Origin of the sequence: Virgibacillus necropolis, from assembly GCF_002224365.1 — a bacterium.
Taxonomy (GTDB): Bacteria; Bacillota; Bacilli; order Bacillales; family Amphibacillaceae; genus Virgibacillus_F; species Virgibacillus_F necropolis.
In genome coordinates, this window is sequence record NZ_CP022437.1 from 3,077,812 (window position 1) to 3,096,387 (window position 18,576).

Here is an 18,576-nt window from a genome sequence, read left to right on the forward strand (position 1 = left end):
AGAAATAATCGATTGGAGAATGTTAAATGGCAACAACTTCTGAACAAAAAACAACTAAAAGCTATTGGGGATGGCTTGCTGTAATTGGAGTCTTTTTACTAACCAAAGCAAAATGGTTATTAGTCGTACTGAAAATTGGAAAGTTCGCAACTCTAGCTTCCATGTTTATATCGCTTTGGGCATATGCGGTATTTTATGGGTGGAAATTTGCCATTGCACTCGTTTACTTAATCTTCGTCCATGAAATGGGTCACCTAGTTGCCGCCAAAATGAAGAAAATCCCGACTAGTCCCGCAATCTTCATTCCATTTTTAGGCGCGGCGATAGGAATTGATCCTAACAAAATTAAAAATGCTAAAACTGAATTTTTTGTAGCCTATGGAGGTCCTTTAGCTGGATTATTATCCATCGTGCCAGCAATTGTTCTTTACTTGGTCACAGATGATCCTTACTGGGTCCTTGTCATCCAACTAGGAGCATTGATTAACCTGTTTAATCTTTTTCCTGTATCTCCTCTCGATGGTGGACGGATTGTAAGTGTTCTATCACCAAACATTTGGATAGTAGGATTATTAGTTCTCATTCCAATTATTTTTCTTTCGCCAGATCCAATTCTTTTCTTAATCTTTATTTTTGGTCTAGTGACATGGTGGAAGCAATTTAAAGAAAGCAAAAATTTAGCAACCATGAAACATGAAGAAAAGGTTTTATCATACGTAAACAACGAACTTGAGAAGTTTAAAGAAAATTGCGAGTTCTATGGTGAAAATGAATACACAACCCTTTATAACAAACTAAAAAAACAAAAAGACAAAGTTAGTCATTTCCTTTCGAATAATTCGGGGTTCAAAATGCCACTTTTCCAGGAAAAGAAACGATTGGAAATCAAGAAATCACACGTAGAGAAGAAAGTACTAATAAATACTTTGAACGATTTGGACAGAACAAGGTACACTTCTGAAGTAGCTCCACGATTTGATGTAATCATTGAGTATGTTCAAAGGAAAAATGAAACTGAACGTTTAAGAATCAAAAATGAAGTAACCCGAATTAAAACGTATTATCGGACTTCTTTACAGACAAAAATCAAATCACTGGTACTCTATTTATCATTAGCTGTATTACTTGCTATCATTCTTGTTTACGCAATGGATATATTAGAATCAAGTCGGTTAACGAATTTTTAATAATTAACCTTCCATGTTAAGTCCAAAAAAAATGCGTCTCTACTCTTTGTAGAAACGTATTTTTTATTCAGATAGTATAATTCAAGCTTTAGAGATTCTAGTTAGTACCACTTTATATGGATGAATTCTTAAACCAAAAAAGTAAGAGTCGAACTTATTTCATTGATGTGGCCTTGGTCCGCCCATAAGATAAAATAATTATACGTAGCTCCCTCGATTTCAACTGGATTTGGATAACGGATAATTACAGCAGCTTGACCTCTCATTTCTGGAGGCTGGTCTTTTGACGGAAAAATAAAGCATGCCTCTTGTTCTTGGATTTGTGTGTGTATAATGCGCGGTTCGGATCCGTATGGCAATAGTTGGTGGAATGCCTCATTTTGGCAAACTTCGAATATCGTTTCTTCTGAGGAAATCGCTGAAATTTGGAAGAAGCCATCTGGGCCTTCATACCTCTGATCCGTTACCTTTTGCCAATGTGATGGATAGTCAAATTGAACATTATAGACTGGATTGATATAGGCGTTTTTTGAAAGACAAATTGGCTTAGGGGACCATTGTAGGGCCGTAATGAAATCACCTTCTGTTAACTGAACTGGAACAGGATGCAATACGTCAAATAACCACATTTCACTAGCAATTCCCTGATTATCACAACCTGAGAGATAAGCAATTTTTCTACCATCTGGAGACCATGTAACAGGGGTAGCATAGCAATCTGAAATCGCCCTTATGCGATCGTCTTCTCCTTGTCTACCCGTTACTTTAACTAATGAAAAATAGCCAACGTCTTCAAAAGCAGTTGTGCTGTATGCAATTCTCGTTGAATCTGGCGACCAAACCGGGAAGTAGTTTTTCGCAAGGGGGCCACCCTTTACTTCAAATACGTTACCAGTTGAAATCTCTATGGTATAAATAATCGAAATACTTACGCCGGGAGTTGTATACAGCACATAAGAACCATCAGGAGAAAGACGGACATTATTGAACGCTCCACCCGTGTTTTGTGTGATTTGTCGTTTGCCTGATCCATCATCTTGAATGTAAAAAAGCTGGCTCACACCTGAAGAATCAGGCGCTTGAAAAAGCAGTTCACCCCCACTTGGAAACCATTGAACATCTGTTGCACCAGGCTGATTTACACGCTTGGCTTGATGTGTGGTAATGTTGTACAAAATTATATCATTCTGTTTCGTATAAGCTAATTTTTTACTGTCTGGTGACCAATCTAAGTAAACACCTAAACCATCTACAAACTGGTCAATACGAGCAATCACCCCATCAACTAACTCGACAACGTACAGAATGCCATTTTTCCCAACAAACGCGACTCTTTTACTATTCGGCGACCAAAATGGAACCGAAAAAGATTCCGCTAGACCAGATGTAATTTGGTTGCTCACCCCTGTACTAAGATCATATAACCAAATATCATAACTACCTCCACGATTGGATGTATATGCTATCAATCCTAAATCGCCAGCAGGTGGATTGTGAAATCTTTGCATCATAACCCCTCCATAACAGCATATTGATCGCTAAAAATAGTACCAATACTTTAGACTATCGCTGTTAGAGTCGAAAAATGCATGTCTTCTTTTATTTTGTATAATCCTTTTGTTCTTTTCTTCAACTATTCAAATGGAAAATTTGTGTTAAGATTATTAAAAGAAACTAATGATTGGGAAATTCTGCCGCCTACTAAGATAGTATTATAAAGAAAAGTCATCACTATGTTTATCTCCAAAGAAAAGACATTATTTCTCACCTTTTAACTTATCAGTTGCTTCCGAAACATCAAAATAATGCTTCCTGGATAGGGAGCCACCATCCTTGTTTTCCTATACCACTCTGCTTGCCCACTATATGACTAACCTTAACTAATCGTAACTACCAATATCGATTGACAAAAATATCCTTTATTAAACCAATGACTTATTCAACATTACGAAGGTAGTGTGTTAACATTGTAAATAATGTTCTAGATATAAACACTGTTTTCCGTTTGAAACCGATGGAATTTAAGCCAAGTTTCTCAAACATCTAGTAAAGTCCATATAGTACTCGGTTTAGATCTTGAATTTTCTCTTCAATATCTAATAGAAACGTAGAAAATTATCTTCGCAGTCTGACGCCTCCATAAAAAATATGGTCTGTAAATTAAGAGGAAGTGACGTATAAGCATGTATAGAATTGGTGTTATCGGCCCGCATTCATCAGTAGAACAAATTTTAAGGTTAGCCAAAAGATTTGACAAATCTATGAATTTTATATCATACCCTTACACTGAATTCCAAGAAACAGAGAATATAGTTTTGAACGATGAACACCAAGTTGATGCATGGGTTTTTTCGGGACATATTCCGTATATGATAGCAAAGAATGCTTTAGGAAAAGAAGAAAACCTAGTTTACATTCATCATTCTGAATCCGGAATTTACCAATGTCTTTTGCATATGGCATATTATCAAGGAAAATTTTTGGAACGCGTAAGTATTGATGAAATAACGTCGTCTCACTTGGAACAGGCATTGCAACAATTAGATATCGTTCCAAAAGAGGTTTATGTAAAAAACTTTAATGTGGATACCAAATCACAAGAATTAATAGATTTCCATCTCGATCTATGGAGAAATGGGAAAACTGAAGGAGCATTAACCTGTTTTGAGGCTGTATATGTTGGTCTAAAAGAATCTGGAATGCCGGCTTATCGAATATCGTTAACGAACATGGAAATTAATCAAGCATTAAGGATCCTGGCAGAAAAGGTCAGAACATTTTACTTTAAGGACACACAAATCGGTGTCGAAATTATTGAAATTGAGCACTTTGATACGATTGTAAAGAAGGCCAAAAGCTCTTATCATTTGCAATATTTGGAGATAAAACTAAAGGAAACATTTCTTAGACTCTGCGAAATATTAGATGGCTCTTTACTAGAAAAAGGGAACGGCCGATATGTCATTTTTAGTTCACGTGGTACGATTGAACGTGAGATTAATGAACTAACGGAAACTGTCGCCCAAGTGTCTATTGAATGTCATACGACGGTTGCGGTAGGAATTGGGTTCGGCAAGACAGTCCATTCGGCAGAATTAAACGCTGGCCGTGCAATCCAACAATCGAAAGAAAAGGCGGAACGAGGAATCGTCATTGTTCAAGAAGACGGTAGAATTAGGGAATCAGTAGGCAAAGAAAAAGAGCTAACGTATTCCTATCGTATAGATGATAAAGATTTTTTGAACAAATTAAAAAAAGTCAACATCAGTGTAAAAAATTATAATAAAATATACGCTGTAATCAAAAGAATGGGATGGAATGATTTTACGATAAACGATTTAGCATCCCACCTTTATTGGGACGGACGTAATACACGACGTATAATAGGCAGTTTATGTGAGGTTGATTTAGCTGAGTGCGTAGGTGAAGATTCTTCCTCTACTCGCGGAAGACCAAGTAGAATCTATCGCTTGATTCAGACTGAATCAGAAACAGTTTAAGGAGTATAAAGCCCCTTATAATAACAAAATTCCTATAAAGCTGCCTCGTATCATCATGATGATACGAGGCAGCTTTATTATAATAATTGATCAACCTTTCGAATCTCTACTCTTTATAATTTTCAAAAAGTGATTGAAAAGGATAAAATATCTGTATATACTAAATAAAAGGTAATTACCCTTTAAATACCCAAAAAGTAAATAAGGAGTTGTTTGTATGGACCATTTGGGAGTATTGTCTTTAGCCCCTCCCATCATTGCTATTGTTTTGGCACTTTGGACCAGGAATGTGATTATTTCATTATTTTTAGGCTTATTTTCAGGAATTCTGATTTTGTCGCACTTTAATCCATTAAGCTCAGTAAAAACTGTGATTGGCGATTACTTCTTTGTACAGATCGCTGACAGTTATAACGCTGGTATTTTAGCGCTATTAGTATTTATCGGAGGTTTCGTAGCACTTTTGGAAAAGTCGGGAGGAGCTGCTGCTTTTGCATCTAAGATAACAAGCTTGATTAGGACTCGGGTACAGACTCAGCTTTCTGCATGGATAGGTGGTATTGCTATTTTTTTCTCTGAGCTTGGTACACCTTTAATTATTGGACCTATATTCGAACCACTGTTTGACAAAGCTAAGGTATCAAGAGAAAAGTTAGCTTGGATAATTGATTCAACGGCTTCCCCAGTCTCCGTAATGATTCCTTTTATCGGTTGGGGGGTCTACATAATAGGACTCATCAATACAGAGTACGGGCGTTTAAATATAACTGAATCTGGGTGGGATGCTTTTATACAAGCTATTCCCTATTATATTTATCCAATATTGGCAGTACTCATCGTCCCTTTAATCGTTATAACGAAGCTGGAATTTGGACCGATGGCTAAAGCAGAAAGGCGTATACAGGAAACTGGACAAGTATATTGGCCTGATTCTAAACCAATGCGTAAATCGGAAGCGATCACTGAAATAAAGGAAACAAGTAGTAAGCCTATACTGGTTTGGCTTCCGATTCTAATATTATTAGTAACAATTATTGGATTGTTAATTCCGCTTGGATTTCCATTTAAAAAAATTGATGGGAACGATTTTAGAGTCGCTTTAACTACGGCATATTTATTTGCAGGGATATCTCTTATCGTTTTAATGACTGTGTATAAAGTAAAAAGAATAGCAGAATCCTTCGAAATTTATGTTTCTGGCATGAGGAGAATGATGGATATTTTAATCATTTTGGTACTTGCATGGTCACTCGGAGCAGCTCTTGATAAGATGGGAACAGCAAATTATATTGTCCAATTAATAGATGGAAATATACCTCTATTCTTGGTACCAGCTATTATATTTGTCGTTGGTGCCTGTATGTCATTTGCCAATGGTACTTCTTGGGGAACCTTTGCCATTATGCTTCCTTTGGCTATTCCTTTAGCTTTCCACCTTGATATATCTATGTACGCATGTATAGGTGCTGTCATATCAGGTGGAATATTTGGTGATCATTGTTCACCAATCTCAGATACAACAATTTTATCATCCACTGGGGCAGGCTCTGATCATAAAGATCATAATAAAACCCAGCTTCCCATTGCATTGTTTAATGGTGTCTTAACAATCATTGCATTTGTTGTTGGAAGTCTAGTTGGTTATCCTACAACAATTTTTATAGCTGTGACATTAATGGTTATTGGCGTTCTTCTTCTTTCTAAACTATACAATCGAAGAACACCTCCGTCTGTGGATAAGTTTTCATCGTAGAATACAATTTATTAATACAAGGGGGATTTTTAGTTATGAAACTCTGGGGCGGTCGTTTTCGAAAGGAAGAAAATAAATTAATGGAAAGCTTTAACAGCTCTCTTGCTATAGACAAAAGACTTGTCTACGAAGATATAACTGGCAGTCTTTCGCATGTAAACATGCTCATCAAGAGCAAAATTCTTACTGAACCAGAAGGTAATAAAATTATCGAAGGATTAAATTCAATTTTAACTGATATTGAAAATAAAGAGCTATTAGTAAATGGGGATTATGAAGATATTCATAGTTTTGTTGAAACTAATTTAATTAATAGAATTGGTGAAACAGGAAAAAAACTTCATACCGCGAGAAGCAGAAATGATCAAATTGCAGTTGATATGCGCCTATATGCGAAAAAAAAATCTGCTGATGTGATTGAAGCTATTGAATTACTTCAAAACAATTTAAAAATGAAAGCTGATGAGAATGTGATTATCATGCCAGGATATACACATTTACAAAGAGCTCAAGTTGTAACGTTTAAACATCATCTGATGGCCTATTTTCAAATGCTTGATAGGGATAAAACTCGAATTGAGAATGCAAAGACGCTCATGGATGAAAGTCCACTTGGCTGCGGAGCTTTAGCTGGTACAACTCACAATATTAATCGAGATACCACTGCCAAAGCATTAGGTTTTGAGAAACCTGTTACTAATTTTTTAGATGGAGTAAGTGATCGGGATTATTTATTGGAATTAATGTCATGCTTTTCGATAGTAATGATGCATCTCAGCAGACTGAGTGAAGAACTAATTTTGTGGAGTAGTCAAGAATTTAATTTTGTTGAAATAGATGATGCTTTTTCTACTGGGAGCAGTATTATGCCGCAAAAAAGAAATCCAGATGCAGCAGAATTAATAAGAGGAAAAACTGGTCGGGTATATGGCTCTTTATTTTCCTTATTAACGACTATGAAAGGTTTGCCTTTAGCTTATAATAAAGATATGCAAGAAGATAAAGAACCCTTTTTTGATTCAGTAGATACAACTTTGTCTTGCCTTGAAATTATGTCTCAAATCATAGACACTTTGAAAGCAAACAAAGAAAACATGGAAAAGTCAGTGAGAAAAGGGTTCTTAAATGCGACAGAATTAGCAGATTATCTTGTTAAAAAAGGAGTTCCTTTTAGAGACGCACATAGCGTAGTGGGTTCAATAGTCATTTATTGCGAAGATAATGAAAAAGGTATAGAAGAATTATCGCTGGAAGAATTAAAGTCTTTCAGTTCGGATATCAATGAAGATATTTATGCGTATATCGATTATCATAAGAGCTTGAACAGAGGTATTAAAAAAACATTAATAGAGTAATAATTCAAGCTACACTACTTTAGGATATACCCTTTATTCTAAACAACTATATGTAAATAGCAAAAAAACACCCGAAGAAGCCGTTTATATTATATACAACTTCTACGGGTGTTTTTTCCACATAATTTAATTGGATTTCTCCATCTTTTCTTCCCATTCCAAAAGCAGTGCGCCGACCATTTATTGTAGGCTGGATATTATTTTTGAATAATTCCCCAGAAAATAGCCAATGTAAATTGGACCGCCATCAAAAAGTCTCTCGGTGTAGGTGATTTTATGACCATTTAATTCGATTTGTTGACCTAATGAAGTGGTTAACCCTTTTTCGAGTCCAGTTTATAACACAGCTATAGTTACTAAGTGAACTTCATCAACATTAATTTCTTCGACAACACTGCTACTTCTCCAACTTTACCCCAATAAATTTCATTTCTGTCATATCTTCTATCGCGTATTTTACGCCTTCTTTTCCTACACCGCTCTGCTTGACACCGCCGTATGGATGGTTATCCTGCCTGTATGTGGATATTTCGTTAATCCAGACACCGCCCATTTCCAGCTTATCTGCAACGCGCAAAGCTCGGTCAATATTTTTTGTAAAGACCCCAGCTTGAAGACCATAAATGGAATCGTTTGAATAGCCGACTACCTCTTCTTCCGTTTCAAATGGGATGACTGATACGATAGGTGCAAACACTTCTTCTGCAATTACTTTCATGTTTTCATCAACATTTGTCATGATCGTAGGCGATAATACAGTGCCATTTTGTTCACCACCTGTTTCAATCTTTGCGCCTTTTTCTACCGCATCATCAATCCATTGCTTCGCCCGTTTGGCAGCTTCCTCATTGATCATTGGTCCGATATTAGTCTTTTCGTCTAATGGATCGCCGATTTTTAACGCTTTCGTTTGGTTGATATACGTCTCAAGGAATGTATCATAAATATCCTTCTGTACATAAACGCGTTGAGCTGAGATACAGACTTGTCCTGAAAATGCGAATGCACCCTTTACTAATGATTTAGCTGCATAATCGATGTCTGCATCATTAAACAAAATGTTTGGCGAGTTTGACCCAAGTTCAAGTGTTACCTTCTTAAAACCGGCTGTTTCAGCAATGCTCTTCCCTACCTTCAGACTTCCTGTAAAACTGATCTTATGAACTTTTTCATGCGTGACAAGCGGCTCTCCAACATCTTTACCGGTTCCAATAAGTAGGTTGATAATACCATCGGGCAATCCTGCTTCTTGAAATAATTGGACGAGCTTATACGCTGTTACGGGAGTTTTTTCAGCTGGTTTAAACACCACTGTATTGCCAGCTGCTATAGCTGGTGCTAGTTTATGCAACGATAAGTTTAAAGGAAAGTTGAATGGTGTAATCGCTCCAACGATACCTAGTGGAATTCGTTTTATTAACCCAAGTCGATTTTCGCCTCCAATTGCAGCATCCATTGGGATTACTTCACCAGTAATATTCTTTGCGAGTTCAGCTGCAAAACGAAGAACTTGTACAGATCGTTCCACTTCTCCACGGCTACCTGTTATTGGTTTTCCAGCTTCTTTACATATCGTTAACGCGAAGTCTTCCTTTTTTTCTTCCAATAAATCAGCTGTTTTTTGTAAAATAGCCGCGCGCTCGTGTGCAGGCATGACTTTCATGGTAGAGTGAAAAAGGTTAAAACAGGAATCTACAGCATCATCAAGATCTTTTTTTGTGGCTAGTTTTAGCTCTGCAACTTTCTCTTGATTATATGGATTCATAACCATCATGGATTCCCGGGTTTCTTCTTTTCGCTCTTTTCCATCTATAATCGATCCAATCTGCATTTTTTGTACCTCCTTTTAGCATTCGATATTATCAAGCTTTTCCGTTAACTTCATATTCTCGCTGTAATCAACAGGACAATCGATTAGTACAGGTTTATTCAACTTTACGGCCCGTTCTATTGTCGATTTTAATTCCTCTGTTCTTTCAACTTTCATAGCTTCAAATCCATACGATTTTGCCAGTTGTATAAAATCAGGATTTCCAAATTTAATATGACTCGATCGCTTAAATGCCTTTAATTGATGCCATTCAATCAGTCCATATCCTTCATCTCTCCACAATAAAATAACAATTGGCAGATTTAGACGCATTGCCGTCTCTAGTTCGGCACTTGTCATCTGGAACGATCCATCGCCACATACTGCAACAACATTTCTGTCTGGGTGTACCATTTTGGCTGCAATTGCACCAGGAACAGCAACACCCATCGATGCCAGTCCATTCGAGATCAAGCACGTATTTGGTTGATAACAATGAAACATTCTGCCGACCCACATTTTGTGTGCACCGACATCAGACAAAACAATACTTTCTTCGTCCAGAACGGAGCGTAAATCAGAAACAATCTTTTGTGGTTTAACAGGGAAACTCGTGTCGTCCTTAAACGCTTCCAGTTCATCTAGTGCTTGTTTGCGAACAGATTGAATCCAATCGAGATTTCTTTCTTTTTTTGGTATGGACTGCTTTAATTTCTTTATATTCTCTTTGATGTCTCCAATTACATTTAATGCTACTGGATAATGAGAATCGGTTTCTGCTTCCTGTGTATCAATGTGTACAATAGGAGTCTTGGCTTCCGGATTCCAATTTCTTGGTGGGTATTCTGCGATATCAAAGCCAATCGCAATGATTAGGTCAGCGTCATTAAACCCACACGTAATATAATCTTTTCCGCCCATACCAGCCGTGAGCATGCTGCGTTCATCTGTCCAAGGAATTGCCCCTTTACCCATGAATGTATGAACAACAGGAATAGATATCTCTTGGACTAAAGAACGCAAATGTTCCGTAGCAAGATCTCTCGTAATCCCATTACCAGCTAAAATTAGTGGTCGTTCGGCTTGATCGATTAATTTTACAGCTTGATCAATAACAGGGTCATCAGCCTCGTTCATCGTATGCTCTACAACGGGAAGCGGCGATCCTTCTACTTCCATTCCTGCAACGTCCTCAGGAAGATCAATGTGCGTGGCACCAGGTTTATCATGCGTTGCAACATGAAAAGCTTTTCGAACGACCTCAGGAACAATCTCAGCCTTCTTAACCTGAGCATTCCATTTTGTTACCGGTTGATAAAGATCAACAAGGTCATAATACTGATGCGATATTTTGTGATGACGCTCAAGTCCCGCCTGTCCAGTGATTGCCACAATCGGACTCAGGTCCATATTTGCATTTGCGACACCAGTTAACAAATTCGTTGCACCAGGCCCAAGCGTCGCCAGACACACACCCGGTTTTCCTGTTAATCTTCCATACGTCCCAGCCATAAAGGCCGCACTTGTTTCATGTCTTGTTACGATAAAATTAATACTCGAACCATTGAGTGCGTCCAAGACATCAATATTTTCTTCACCTGGAACACCGAAGATATATTCAACACCTTCATTTTCCAGACACTTGACGAGTAATTCAGCTACTTTCATATACAACATCCTTCACATAGTAAGTACTATGTATTTTTAGTATAAAGTGCTAATTTTATTTACTTTTTTTATAGATATCTTAAATGGGGGACAAAGGGACAGGAACCTCGTCTCTTTGTCCCCTTTCAAGCAACTGAAAAATCGAGCGCATTCTTTAATTAGAATGCGCTCGATTTTTAGTGAGATAACTTATATGTAATACAGGTACAATTGCAAAATCGCAAATATAAACAGTCTTATGCCTAAGCAAACGTTTCGTTAATTCGATTCTTACGTTTTATGTTTTTCATACCAACTCAATGCCCGTTGTTCCATTTCCTGTACGAATGGCTTTTTAGCCTTGCTGTAGAAACTTGTATCTTCATAACGTTGAGTTAATTCTTCTTTCAGCCGCCCATAACGCTCAACCTCTTCTGGATGAGTTCTCAGGTAATCTCGGAACACCAAATGCCGTTCGATTTGAGGATTATCGACTTGATAAACATGAATGTGATGAGTTCTGCTTTCTCCACCCTTACGAAATAATCGTCTGCCTGATATCCCCCATTCGCCAGCAACATCGTACCCAAGTGAGCCCATTTGTTCGTTGAATGTATCAATTTTCTGGAGGTCTAGAACAAGGCACATCATGTCAATAACAGGCTTTGCCTTCAAGCCTGGAACAGAGGTACTCCCAAAATGTTCAAATCTAACTATTTCATCTTCAAATATGTTTCTTAACGAGTTAGTCTCATCCTCGTACATTTGAATCCAGTTTTTGTCATATTCAGTAAGCCGAATCTTCACATAAATATCTCCTTACGAATTAAGGGCAGATTAATTTAATAACGTATCCCTTGGATTTAGTTACCTTTACTATAAAATTTTAAAAATCAACTAGTAGCGTTACCTGACTAGTGGAAAGTACTTGATGGTCAATTTGATTTATCTTTAACCTCTTGTAAAAGACTAATATAAATAAATGTGACAAAAGATTACATAAATAGGTAGTTAAAGGGAAGAATATCTCATATCTTGCAATTTTATGGGGGTCACATTTTATGGAGGAACAAGGTAAACAGATACGACTAACAGCAGCAGAGATTTCCCAGCTGTGGACTCAGTACATGAGTGATACTGCAAGCATCTGTATGTTAACATATTACTGTGAAAAAGTAGAGGATGCTGAGATAAAGCCTGTAATTGAACATTCTTTACAAATAGCAACTAGTCATATTCAAAAAATAACTGCAATACTTACGGAGGAAAAGTATAGTATCCCTCATGGCTTTAAAGTAGAAGAGGATGTTGATTTAACTGCTCCTAGGTTATTTTCTGACAGCTATGTATTAAACTTTATACATAATATGGCTAGAGTTGGACTTCATGGTTATTCACTTAGTTTATCTGTGGCTGTAAGAACTGACATTACAGATTATTATAAAGAATGTCTATCAGAAACAATGCAATTATATGAAATGACAAAGAATTTATTATTGTCAAAAGGACTATATATCAGATCACCTTACTTTCCAAACTTGGAGCAAGTTGATTATGTGAATAAGCAAGGATTTATGTTAGATGTTTTTGGAGAAAAGCGACCTTTAATAGCATTAGAGGTAACACATCTTTATACAAACATCCAAAGAAATGCTATAGGAGTAGCTACCTTATATGGCTTTAGCCAAGTAGCAAGGTCTAAGGATGTAACACAATTTTTCATTAAAGGTATAGAAATTGGTAAAAAGCATAGAAAACTATTTAGTGAAAAATTAGAAGAAGGTAATCTTACTGCTCCTATGACTTGGGCTACAGAAACTACAAATAGCACAACTTACACATTTTCTGAAAAACTCATGATGTTTTTTACAGCCTCTTTGAATACGTTGAGTATTGGTTATTATGGTGTTGCTATTGCTGAAAGTCCAAGAATTGATATTGGGGTGCTTTATAACAGATTAACATTAGAAATACAAAAGTATGCATTAGAAGGTGCTAGAATTATGGTGAAAAATAAATGGATGGAACAACCTCCTATAGCTCCTGACAGAAATGAGTTAGCAAATAAATATACTGACTAGCTTAGATAAAGAATGCATCAATCAAATAAGTCTGCTGTCCACGTAACCAGCAAGACTTTTTTGGCAGTTAAGAAAGTATAAACCCTTTCTTACTGCATAAGTGCAACTAAGGCTTGCGATAAGCTAAGTTTTCTAATGTTATAAAATTTATATACAAGTTCTTATGAACATTGCGGGATCTTTTGGAAATTGGCTTGCTGTTCTGCCAACCATACAATAAATTCATATTCTTCGTTTGTTAATTCCCTGTCTAATTTCTGTTTAAATTCTTGAACAAGACTTATGTATTGGTCCATATAATTCATTGTACCCACCACCTTTACATAATCATAGCAATTTTCAAACAAATTAAAAGGGTATTACAAAGAATGTAACATAAATGTAATATAGTGATCATCTATAAAATTCCATATAAAATCCTATTGGATAGAATGACACTCATTATTTTAAAGGTCCATAAAGAAAATTAGCCCTTTTTAATTTTATTTTTTCTTCACCAATTCATCCCTATCCAATGCTCTAGGTGGTTCTTCCATCCATCCATTTTTAATCATGATGTTTGCTCCGTCCTCAGCATATTTAAGTATTTCAAGTACTAATCTGCTATATTTTACACCTAAATCTCTTCTTGGGCTCATTGCCATACTTGAACCATAATATCCAACACTCAAAGCAATTAAAGCTGTGGAGTAGAACATCATTAACTTATCAGAAAAAGTATAAGCAGTTGATTCTGTGACTTCTGTATCCATTGTAATAGGTACAGAAAGATCATCCTCTCTCATGATTGAGCCGAATATCTCACAATGTTTAGATGCAATTTCTTTACCCCTTACAAGATACTTTCTTACCTCTTTTGACTTTGCTACTTGGCTAAACCCAATCATAGTGGCTACACCTAAAGCATTCCTTTGAAAATTAGAATAGAGGTTTATAATTTCTGTACCTACCAAAGGTCTTCTTTCACCAAAATAACCTGTAAGGAAACTCTGGCTTTTTACAAAGTCATAATTCTCAGGTGTTGGGAGGTATGGTGACCTGATATAAAGCCCTTTGGATAATAAAAGTTCCTTTGTTTCTCTAAGAAATGGAGTTAACTGTGAAATACATTCATTAAAGTAACTATAAACATCTGCCCTTACAGCCAAAGACAAACTGATACTGTAGGTTTGTAAGGCAATTTGCGCTCCTAAATGAAGGTAATTCAAAACATATGAATCAGAATACAAACTAGGAGCAGATACATCTACATCCTCATCCAATTTAAATCCATGTGGAATTGGGTAATTTTCCTTATTAAAAATTTCAGTTAACGTTTTTACATTACCCTGAGCTAAATCCAAAGCCTGTTGGATAAGTGGTCTAATTTCTTCATCCTTAACTTTAGCTGAAAAGTATTGAAACTTACATATCAGGACACTGTCATTTATGTATGCAGTCCAAAGTTGTGTAATTTCTGCTGATGTCAGTTTTACATGATCACGTTCCATCATATTTCACTCCTAACATAATTATCTATAATAGGTGATTATGCCCAAAATTTAATCTTTTAATAGGAAAATAAGATAAATAAAAAAAACTAAGTTGGTTATACTAAATCAAAATGTCTTATAAGGAGCTAGAATACATGTTGAATAGAATGGAAAATCTACAGACAAGAATAACTAACCTACATGAATTAAAGACTGAGGCTCAAGCAGACCTAGAGGATTTATACAGATATATAAACCAAATAGAGCCAGGATACTGCAAAGATATACTAGAACAAAAGAAAGAGCTAAAAGAGCAGATACTAGAGGATATTGGAGCTGAGTTGAGATATATGACGTAAAAAAGCTTCGAGCTATTATGCCTGATGCCTTATTAATCTCTTGCAATTCCTAACAGACCCACAGGTATTATAAAAATACGGGCGATCTTTATTAAGATTCATGCCATTAAATTCTCTTCAGAAGACGAAGATTTTTCTTGCCGCATAAATTCCGAATTCAAATGATGTTATATTCCAAAGCATGATAATAGCGATAAACTCTTCAAAACAATTCCCTTATATCCCATTTTTCAGCTAATTTAATTCCTTCCTGTAACATATACATACCAACACCTAGACTTTAATGATTACCTTATACAATATAATTTCCACAAGAACCAAAAACTCCAGACGGGTTTAAACCGACTTGGAGCTTTTTATGTTATGACGTAATTCAAATCTACTTATAGTACAACTGCAGCTATTGTGCCAAAAATGAGCAATGGAATATTGTAGTGAATAAACGTTGGTACGCATGTATCCCAAATGTGATCATGCTGTCCATCAACACTAAGACCTGCTGTTGGACCAAGTGTACTATCTGATGCAGGTGACCCAGCATCACCAAGCGCACCAGCTGTACCAATTAAAGCAGCAGTCGCTAATGTGCTAAAACCTAAAGCAGCACATAATGGAACATAAATTGCTGCAATAATTGGTATCGTTCCAAAAGAAGTACCAATTCCCATCGTTATGAAAAGTCCGATTAACAACAACGCGAATGCTGCAATTAAGTGACTACTCCCATCAAACCACGTGCTGGCGCTTGAAACGAATTCATTAACAGAACCTGTTTCTTTCAAAACATTCGCATAACCTGAAGCAATTAACATAATAAATGCAATAGCCCCCATCATTAACATGCCTTCCTGAACAACCCTATCCCCTGTTTTCAGATAAACAACCCTAGACAAAAACATTACGGTAATACCACCGATAGCACCAATCACCATCGAATCAAAAGTGAGTTGAAGGACAAAAGCTGCAATAATGGAAATTAAAGTGAAAGCATGCAACTTTTTATTTTTACTAGTCACGCCTGGTTTATCCTCTGTTGTAACGGCAATTTCCTCGGCGGCATCTTTTACCGGATCCTTTATTTCAACATCCTTATACTTACGAGATTTTCTATAGGTGAACAATATCGCAATAAGAAGCCCCACAATCATGCCTAATACAGGGATACTCATTGCCAAGGGAATTTTTGACATTGCTATCGGCATTCCGTTCTTCTCCATTTCACTAGCTATAATTCCGTGAAAGATTAAACCGTACCCTATTGGGACTACCATATAAGGTGCCTTCAATCCAAATGTTAATGCAGAGGCTACCGCGCGTCGATCAATCCCAAGGTGATTAAAGAGTATGAGAAGTGGCGGGATTAAAATCGGAATAAAAGCAATGTGTACTGGAATTACCGTTCCGGAGAGACAGGTAAGACCCGCAATTAGAAATAGCAAAACGAATTTCTTTTCTTTTATAACTCTCAGTAAATATTGCACTAAAACTTCTGTTATCCCAGATAAGGCTATCATCGCTGCGAAAATACCAAGTAGTATATAGCTAAGAGCTGTTTCTGCTTGCCCACCCATACCACTTATTAATGTATTGATTGTATCTGCAAGAGGCAATCCCGCCGTCAATCCAGCAACAATTGCCGACACTACCAATGCAAAAATAACATGTACTCGGAACAAACTTAAAAGTGCTAACGTCAAAACAGACAATACAACAGGGTTTAGCAAAACCATTTTTCCACTCACCTTTTTTAATGGATTTTATAATAAGCCATCATTCCAGATGGATAATTATTAATATTCGGTCAATTTAAATAGAAAGTATGCTGCACCATACTTCTTCTTACCATAGGACTACAATACTTCAGAGTTATTAAATTAGTAATTTATATTTTCCGTTAAAATAAATGTAGCCAATTTCTCTATTTGATCCGAAATATCACGATCACTTTCAAGTGGCGGACAAATTTCACGTACTTTTTTCAAATATTCTCTTGTAACTGAAGCTAATTCCTCTTCTATATTTTCTAAATAAATTGCTTGTGAAGCACAAATCATTTCAATCGCAATAACGCGAGCTGAATTATGAATCATATCACGTGCTTGTCTTGAACCGATTGTTCCCATACTAACGTGGTCTTCCTGGTTTGCTGATGTTGGAATTGAGTCAACACTTGACGGATGTGCCAGTACTTTATTTTCAGAAACAAGTGCGGCTGCAGCATATTGTGCCACCATCAATCCACATTCTAAACCAGGATCTTTTGCTAAAAATGGAGACATACCACTTAATTGCGGATTAACAAGGCGTTCAATTCTTCGCTCTGCAATATTTGCCCATTCAGCTGCAGCAATTTTTAAATGATCCATAGAAAGAGCGATCGGCTGTCCGTGGAAGTGGCCCCCAGAAATGATCCGGCCATCTTCGAGAACAATTGGGTTGTCTGTTGTCGAATTAAATTCAATTCCTAGCACACTATCTACATGTCTGAATGTCTGCCAGGATGCTCCATGAACCTGAGGAATGCAACGAATAGAATAAGCGTCCTGCATCCTGATCTCTCCCTGTTCGGTAATGCGTTTGCTGCCTTCTAACCACTTTCTTATTCTGGATGCAACATTTTCAATCTCCGGATGAGGACGAACAGCTAATAAATCCGGATCAAAAGCAGAAATCACCCCCTGAAGGGCTTCCATTGTCAAACATGCAGACATATCTGATGCCATACCAAGTCGTTCTGCTTCGTTAAGGGCAATTGCCCCGACACCTGTCATCGCCTGAGTACCGTTAATCAAAGCAAGTCCCTCTTTTGCCTGTAAAGTAACGGGTTCTAGTCCAGCGTTTTTCAACGCCTCTAATCCAGAAAGTACTTCTCCTTGGTACTCCGCTTTCCCTTCACCAATCAGTACAATTGCCATATGTGCAAGAGGAGCTAAATCTCCACTGGCCCCAACAGAACCTTTACATGGAATGACCGGATGGACACCTTTGTTGATCATGTTGACTAGTAATGTCAGCGTCTCTTCTCTAATTCCGGAAAAACCTTTGATAAGTGAATTCGCACGTAATGTCATCATTGCCCTAACAACTGACTTTGGAAATGGTTCACCAACACCGACTGCATCTGCACGCAGAAGGTTCAATTGTAGTCTTTCAATATCATTTTTTTCAATTTCTATATCACTCAATTTTCCGAAACCAGTATTAACGCCATAAACTATTTGACCCTCATTAATTTGCTTTTCGATTCGTTTACGGCTTTCTTTTACTTTTTCCAAGCTTTCTTCTGCTATAGTTACTTCTGCGACACCATTAACAACCTGTTCAATCTTGTGTCGATCCAGCGTATATCCATCTAGTTTAATGACATGATTTTGTGACATGTTTTTCTTCTCCCCTTCTCTGTAGAATTGCT

At 36.9% G+C, this 18,576-nt stretch carries 14 protein-coding genes; 6 read left to right on the forward strand and 8 right to left on the reverse strand.

The features are described from left to right. Positions 1–26: 26 nt before the first annotated feature. Positions 27–1,187: a site-2 protease family protein gene (locus tag CFK40_RS14665; protein ID WP_089533085.1), complete on the forward strand. Its 1,161-nt coding sequence runs from the start codon at positions 27–29 to the stop codon at positions 1,185–1,187. Positions 1,188–1,315: 128 nt separating this feature from the next. Here the strand turns inward: CFK40_RS14665 and CFK40_RS14670 are convergent, their stop codons facing one another. After that, entirely contained in the window at positions 1,316–2,698 is a 1,383-nt protein-coding gene (locus tag CFK40_RS14670; RefSeq protein WP_152640137.1) for a TolB family protein, read from the reverse strand. Between the two features lie 672 nt (positions 2,699–3,370). Here CFK40_RS14670 and CFK40_RS14675 point away from each other — a divergent pair. The 3 genes from CFK40_RS14675 (at position 3,371) to argH (ending at position 7,795) form a co-directional block, all read left to right on the forward strand. Beyond that, on the forward strand, positions 3,371–4,687 hold the full coding sequence (locus CFK40_RS14675; protein ID WP_089533088.1) for a hypothetical protein: 1,317 nt from the start codon (positions 3,371–3,373) through the stop codon (positions 4,685–4,687). Between the two features lie 217 nt (positions 4,688–4,904). Continuing rightward, positions 4,905–6,440, forward strand: a complete 1,536-nt coding sequence (locus CFK40_RS14680; RefSeq protein WP_089533090.1) for a Na+/H+ antiporter NhaC family protein — start codon at positions 4,905–4,907, stop codon at positions 6,438–6,440. A gap of 35 nt (positions 6,441–6,475) precedes the next feature. Then, positions 6,476–7,795: an argininosuccinate lyase gene (gene argH, locus CFK40_RS14685; protein ID WP_089533092.1), complete on the forward strand. Its 1,320-nt coding sequence runs from the start codon at positions 6,476–6,478 to the stop codon at positions 7,793–7,795. 397 nt (positions 7,796–8,192) lie between these two features. Here the strand turns inward: argH and CFK40_RS14690 are convergent, their stop codons facing one another. The 3 genes from CFK40_RS14690 to CFK40_RS14700 form a co-directional block, all read right to left on the reverse strand. Then, positions 8,193–9,626 carry an aldehyde dehydrogenase family protein gene (locus tag CFK40_RS14690; protein WP_089533093.1) on the reverse strand — a complete coding sequence of 478 codons (1,434 nt, stop codon included), beginning with the start codon at positions 9,624–9,626 and terminating at the stop codon, positions 8,193–8,195. 15 nt (positions 9,627–9,641) lie between these two features. Next, a complete protein-coding gene (locus CFK40_RS14695) occupies positions 9,642–11,273 on the reverse strand; it encodes an acetolactate synthase large subunit (RefSeq protein WP_089533095.1) in 1,632 nt (543 codons plus the stop codon). A gap of 270 nt (positions 11,274–11,543) precedes the next feature. Continuing rightward, complete coding sequence (locus CFK40_RS14700; protein WP_089533096.1) at positions 11,544–12,059, reverse strand: GrpB family protein; 516 nt, start codon at positions 12,057–12,059, stop codon at positions 11,544–11,546. Between the two features lie 254 nt (positions 12,060–12,313). Here CFK40_RS14700 and CFK40_RS14705 point away from each other — a divergent pair, with 254 nt between their 5' ends. Then, positions 12,314–13,333 carry a DUF3231 family protein gene (locus tag CFK40_RS14705; RefSeq protein WP_089533098.1) on the forward strand — a complete coding sequence of 340 codons (1,020 nt, stop codon included), beginning with the start codon at positions 12,314–12,316 and terminating at the stop codon, positions 13,331–13,333. A 161-nt stretch (positions 13,334–13,494) separates the two neighbouring features. Here the strand turns inward: CFK40_RS14705 and CFK40_RS21130 are convergent, their stop codons facing one another. Together CFK40_RS21130 and CFK40_RS14710 are read right to left on the reverse strand one after the other, a co-directional pair. Beyond that, positions 13,495–13,638, reverse strand: a complete 144-nt coding sequence (locus CFK40_RS21130; protein ID WP_168927234.1) for a hypothetical protein — start codon at positions 13,636–13,638, stop codon at positions 13,495–13,497. A 177-nt stretch (positions 13,639–13,815) separates the two neighbouring features. Continuing rightward, positions 13,816–14,826, reverse strand: coding sequence for a DUF3231 family protein (locus CFK40_RS14710; RefSeq protein WP_319417994.1), 1,011 nt, complete (start codon positions 14,824–14,826; stop codon positions 13,816–13,818). Positions 14,827–14,960: 134 nt separating this feature from the next. Between CFK40_RS14710 and CFK40_RS14715 the strand changes: the two genes are divergently transcribed. Then, positions 14,961–15,164 carry a hypothetical protein gene (locus tag CFK40_RS14715; protein ID WP_089533101.1) on the forward strand — a complete coding sequence of 68 codons (204 nt, stop codon included), beginning with the start codon at positions 14,961–14,963 and terminating at the stop codon, positions 15,162–15,164. 383 nt (positions 15,165–15,547) lie between these two features. On the opposite strand, the gene CFK40_RS14720 is transcribed toward CFK40_RS14715, so the two are convergent. Continuing rightward, positions 15,548–16,894 (reverse strand): Na+/H+ antiporter family protein, encoded by a 1,347-nt coding sequence (locus tag CFK40_RS14720; protein ID WP_089533103.1) that lies wholly within the window; start codon positions 16,892–16,894, stop codon positions 15,548–15,550. A gap of 144 nt (positions 16,895–17,038) precedes the next feature. Beyond that, the gene (hutH, locus tag CFK40_RS14725) at positions 17,039–18,544 is read right to left on the reverse strand and encodes a histidine ammonia-lyase (RefSeq protein WP_089533105.1); all 1,506 of its coding nucleotides are present in this window, start codon (positions 18,542–18,544) and stop codon (positions 17,039–17,041) included. Between the last annotated feature and the right edge of the window lie 32 nt (positions 18,545–18,576).